This window comes from Okeania sp. SIO2B9 (genome assembly GCF_010672505.1).
In the GTDB taxonomy this organism is placed as follows: Bacteria; Cyanobacteriota; Cyanobacteriia; order Cyanobacteriales; family Microcoleaceae; genus Okeania; species Okeania hirsuta.
In genome coordinates this window covers 1-5,101 of sequence record NZ_JAAHGK010000483.1, presented here as the reverse complement: position 1 = coordinate 5,101, position 5,101 = coordinate 1, and the positions used below count along the sequence as shown (strand labels likewise).

The window sequence follows — 5,101 nt, the reverse complement described above, 5'->3', positions numbered from 1 at the left end:
TTAAGTTTTGGTGATTGAATCTGAAAATTTGATTAATAAAAAAAGTCAATTACTATCTTGAAAATCAAGCAAAATACTGCTTTGTTTATTGAGTTTTTTGACTTCAAATTTGTTATGGCTTTTTGATGAAACTTTTTTCAAACAAAAGCACAGCCTGCATATCTAAATTAATTCTTTGTTGACAAAGGAATTTTAGATTTTATGGTGAATTTGATTATTAACAAAAATTTACACTTTGTATAGCATACCACAAATACAACAAATTAAATATGAATAGCACTACTTATCTACAAACAGCAGAACAGGACCTATTTCCCATATTTTCCGATATTGATAGCTTAGTCAAGCAAAATCTCAGACGAGTTCTAGATGCTTTTCGCGAACATCGGGTAGGTGTCCATCATTTTGCAGGAGTTACTGGTTATGGCCATGACGATTTAGGGCGGGAAACTTTGGACAAGGTTTTTGCTCAGGTGATGGGGGCTGAGGCAGCAGCGGTAAGAGTCCAATTTGTTTCTGGAACTCATGCGATCGCCTGTGCTTTGTTTGGCACTCTTAGGCCAGGGGATGAAATGTTGTCTGTGGTGGGTTCTCCTTACGATACTTTGGAGGAGGTTATTGGTCTGAGGGAGGAAGGTCAAGGTTCTCTGAAAGATTTTGGCGTTAGTTATCGGGAGTTGCCGTTAACTAATACTGGTGCAATAGATTGGCGAGGGTTGGAGTCTGCTATTACTGAGAAAACTCGTCTGGCTTTGATTCAACGTTCTTGTGGTTATTCTTGGCGAGCTAGTTTGTCTATTGCAGATATTGAGAAAATTGTCAAGATAGTTAAGGAACAAAATCCTCGGACAGTTTGTTTTGTGGACAACTGTTATGGGGAGTTTATTGAGGACCGGGAACCTCTTGTGGTGGGAGCTGATTTGGTGGCGGGGTCTTTGATTAAAAATCCTGGTGGTACTATAGTTCCGGCAGGTGGTTATGTGGCAGGTAGGGGAGATTTGGTGGAAGCTGCTGCTTGTCGGTTAACTGCTCCTGGTATTGGTAGTAGTGGTGGGGCAACTTTTGAGCAGAATAGGTTGTTGTTTCAAGGTTTATTTTTGGCGCCTCAAATGGTGGGGGAGGCGATGAAGGGTAATCATTTGACGGCTTATGTTTTTGATAAGTTGGGTTATCCTGTTAATCCTCTTCCTTTTGAAAAACGACGGGATGTTATTCAGGGGATAAGGTTGGGTTCCCCGGAGAAGTTAATTTCTTTTTGTCGAGCTATTCAGCAATATTCGCCTGTGGGGTCTTATTTAGATCCGGTACCGGCACCGATGCCTGGGTATGAAAGTCAGTTGGTTATGGCAGGTGGCACTTTTATTGATGGGGCGACTTCAGAATTTTCGGCAGATGGTCCTTTGAGGGAACCTTATGTGGTGTTTTGTCAGGGGGGGACTCATTGGACTCATGTGGCGATCGCTCTGGAGGCGGCTATTGAGGCGGTAGGGTTTGGTATGGAAGTCAAAAGTCAAAAGTCAAAAGTCAAAAGTTAGAATTTTTTAATTATGAAATTTTTCCTTTTATTGCGGATAGAGCAATAGTAGTTTCATTTGCTGGAGCTCTCGGAGGGTGGAGGATGGAATTTTTCCTTTTATTGCGGATAGAGCAATAGTGGTTTCATTTACTTAAGCTCCTGGTGCTGGAGGATAAGATTTTCTCTTTTATTGCGGATAGAGCAATAGTGGTTTTATTTGCTGAAGCTCCCGGAGCTGGAGGGTAAAAATTTTTCCTTTTACTGCGTATAGAGCAATAGTGGTTTCATTTGCTGAAGCTCTCGGAGGGTGGAGGATGGAATTTTTCCTTTTATTGCGGATAGAGCAATAGTGGTTTCATTTGCTGAAGCTCCCGGAGCTGGAGGGTAAAAATTTTTCCTTTTACTGCGTATAGAGCAATAGTGGTTTCATTTGCTGAAGCTCCCGGAGCTGGAGGGTAAAAATTTTTCCTTTTACTGCGTATAGAGCAATAGTCTGTTTCATTTACTGAAGCTCCCGGAGCTGGATGATGAAATTTTTCCTTCTATTGCGTATAGAGCAATAGTCTGTTTCATTTACTGAAGCTTCCGGAGCTGGATGATGAAATTTTTCCTTTTACTGCGTATATAGCAATAGTAGTTTCATTTACTGAAGCTTCCGGAGCTGGATGATGAAATTTTTCCTTTTACTGCGTATATAGCAATAGTCTGTTTTATTTGCTGAAGCTCCCGGAGGTGGATGGTGAGATTTTTTCTTTTATTGCGTCAACTTGATGTGCGTAATGTGGTATACAAATTGCGGTTGCCGATCTAAATTCATGTCCCAAAAAATGTGTGGGGATTTATGGGACGAGCCAGATAAACCTGTATTAAGCTACGTTCTCCAGACCTAGGGGCACATTCTGGGAGCTTTTTGAGAGGGTTTATGGTTGCCAGGTGTATCCAAATGAATATTGTAAATTGCACAGGACTTAGGCATTACCGCCATATATGGTGTATGTGTGGTCATTATGCCAGACATTACCACTACAATTAGTGCAGTTGCGTAAGTCCTGTTGCATATGAAGAAGTAGCCCTCAGCATTTTTTAGACTAATAAGTTATAAAAAAAATATAAAGAATCAAATAAAAAAGTTATTCCTGCTTTCACGAGAACCTACTTTTCAAAACAAGCACAAAATATTAGGGAGCATTACATAATGTTAGATTGCATTGTAATTGGAGCAGGCCCTGGTGGTCTGGTAACTACTAAAGAATTACTTGAGCAAGGCGTCAATGAGGTTGTTTGCTTGGAGCAAACAGAAAATTTGGGAGGCGTTTTTGCCAACACATACGACAATTTAGTGCTAACTTCCTCTTGCACCTATAGTATGTTTTCCGACTTTTGGATGGGTGATGGACAACAGCACCGATTCTGGACGAAGCAGGAAGCGCTTGACTATTGGAAAAGATATGCGAAACATTTTGGCGTTTTTGACAAAATTCGGTTCAATTCCAAGGTTGTTGAAATGACTAATCGAGAGGATGAAGGATGGCAAGTCAAACTGGCATCTGGAGAAACTTTGCGATCGAAACGAGTAGCTTTGGCGATGGGTAACAACAGTATCCCAAAATATCCCAAGTGGAAAGACTCTTTAACTGAAGTGGAGTTTTCTCATTCCCAAGAATATCGCAATGCGAATAACTTTGTAGGCAAAAATGTATTGGTGGTAGGTGGAGGTGAGTCAGGTTCGGACGTTGCGCTAGAAATATCTCGTGTCGCCAAGAATTGCTGGAGCAGCCTTCGTACTTCAACAGGGTGGGTATTACCCCGCAAAAGAGGTGAACGTGATGATGATTACCGAACATTTCCCCGAAAGCTACTTTTTGGAGGATTAATAGGCATTAAAAAGCATAATAATTTCACTATTTACTTAAAACCAATTCCGCTACTAAAGGTAAATGATCTGAACCTGTAGTTGGCAAAACTTCAGCAGACATAGAAACCCAATGATTTGAATACCAAATATAGTCAATTCTAAACAGAGGATAATCTAATTTCCAGGTAGAATTGGGAATTAAAAAATCCAGACGCCAACCCGCAGGCCAAGTTAAACCAAAACCCATTCCTGATACTCGAAAAGAATCATTTAATACTTGTGTTAAATAATAGTAGTCCTGAGATTGTTCGCTCATATTAAAATCACCCGCCACAATAACTGGCAAACTTTCTTTTTTTAGTCGTTCTATTAAGTCTTGAATTTCTAGCGATCGCTCATCAAATTCATAAACTGGAATTGTCAAAAAAGGTAAAATTTTCCGAAGTCGAATCCAAGGAGAAATTGTTTGAATATTGTAGACAACTATTAGCTGTTGCTTAATTTTAATAAGAGCGCGTTGTTGAACTTCTGAATGACTTGCTAAGTGTAGATTTTCCTGAAATTCTATAGGATATCTGCTGAGAATTGCTGCTCTATAACCTTTAATATCATCTGAGGTTTGATAAGGATATTCAGCTTTTAATTTAGGAAAGGATTTTGTAATATGATTTCTGGTAATTTCTTGTAAAAATACGATATCTGGTTTTTCTCGTTTTATTATTTCTACTAGAGTTTCGGTTTCAGTCTTATGCCAACTATTATTTAAGGAGAAAATTTTCAGAGGTTGAGTATTTGCTGCGGAAATAGTTTGAGGAGAAAAATATTGTGTATGTAACCAACCAATAAGCAGCAGACAAGCAATAGATGAAACTATCAAAAACCAACGTTTTTTGATAATTAAAAATGCCGGGAGTGGCAGAATTAATATTGGGAAAAAAATCAAAGGGATAAAATTTCCAATTAAAGCTATTAGCCAGAATTTATCCCATAATATTAGTCGGAGTATCAAGTAAATTAAAATTAATCCTGAATAACTATAGACAAACAATTTGGTAATTATTTGTAAAAGTAAGAAGAGATTCATTTGCCCATTGCCTCCAAACCTATTTACAAAAAAAGTAAGATTTGAGTTTTTTTTCTTCTTTCTTCCTTCTTTCTTCTTCCTTCTTTAAAAATCAGTTTTCCCTTCTTCCTTCTTCCTTATTTCCTCTTCCTTCTTTAAAACAGCTTCCCTAAAACCTAGCACTAGCAAAATATTAGATAGTGTTAGAAATACTTCTGCACTACCATGTAACCAATCAATATTTGCTAAGGCTTCACTATAAACTTGTTTAGCATAAATTCCAGCGGGAATAGTTACGCCTACAAATACTAAAGTGCCATAAAATCCAATTAAGGCTAAACGGGGTGTTTTGCCTGAACGAGTGAGAAACCAAAGAAAGCCTAAATAAGGAAATAGAGAAAGAGCAAATAGAGTATCTTTAGAAATCATATTTTTAGGAGTATAAAAAATTTTGTTGTAGTAAGTAGCTAGTAGTCCATAGTTAAAGCTCTGTATTCAAAATACATTATATTCAGTATTCAAAATACTCTGAATATATATTTTCAAAACTATAACGTTATAGATATCTAGTCTGGAGCGCTCAAAAATATCTCACTTCTGAGTTGATTTAATTTTTCAAAAAAAGATAGTCGGTACTCTGGAGTTAAGTATTCAAAATACTCTGAAA

4 protein-coding genes are annotated in these 5,101 nt (G+C 37.9%); 2 read left to right on the top strand and 2 right to left on the bottom strand.

Annotation, left to right across the window (positions count from 1 at the left end):
- Window positions 1-269: 269 nt before the first annotated feature.
- Window positions 270-1,535: a methionine gamma-lyase family protein gene (locus F6K13_RS17405; RefSeq protein WP_124146926.1), complete on the top strand. Its 1,266-nt coding sequence runs from the start codon at window positions 270-272 to the stop codon at window positions 1,533-1,535.
- Between the two features lie 1,176 nt (window positions 1,536-2,711).
- Complete coding sequence (locus tag F6K13_RS17400; protein ID WP_205127510.1) at window positions 2,712-3,470, top strand: NAD(P)/FAD-dependent oxidoreductase; 759 nt, start codon at window positions 2,712-2,714, stop codon at window positions 3,468-3,470.
- Here the strand turns inward: F6K13_RS17400 and F6K13_RS17395 are convergent.
- Together F6K13_RS17395 and F6K13_RS17390 are read right to left on the bottom strand one after the other, a co-directional pair.
- Window positions 3,418-4,455 carry an endonuclease/exonuclease/phosphatase family protein gene (locus F6K13_RS17395; RefSeq protein ID WP_124146925.1) on the bottom strand — a complete coding sequence of 346 codons (1,038 nt, stop codon included), beginning with the start codon at window positions 4,453-4,455 and terminating at the stop codon, window positions 3,418-3,420. The genes F6K13_RS17400 and F6K13_RS17395 overlap by 53 nt on opposite strands.
- 84 nt (window positions 4,456-4,539) lie before the next feature.
- Window positions 4,540-4,863 (bottom strand): DUF3593 domain-containing protein, encoded by a 324-nt coding sequence (locus F6K13_RS17390; protein ID WP_124146924.1) that lies wholly within the window; start codon window positions 4,861-4,863, stop codon window positions 4,540-4,542.
- Window positions 4,864-5,101 lie beyond the last annotated feature (238 nt).

Coding starts and splice junctions, on each gene's coding strand:
- F6K13_RS17405 (WP_124146926.1), top strand. CDS start 270: ATGAATAGCACTACTTATCTACAAACAGCAGAACAGGACCTATTTCCC.
- F6K13_RS17400 (WP_205127510.1), top strand. CDS start 2,712: ATGTTAGATTGCATTGTAATTGGAGCAGGCCCTGGTGGTCTGGTAACT.
- F6K13_RS17395 (WP_124146925.1), bottom strand. CDS start 4,455: ATGAATCTCTTCTTACTTTTACAAATAATTACCAAATTGTTTGTCTAT.
- F6K13_RS17390 (WP_124146924.1), bottom strand. CDS start 4,863: ATGATTTCTAAAGATACTCTATTTGCTCTTTCTCTATTTCCTTATTTA.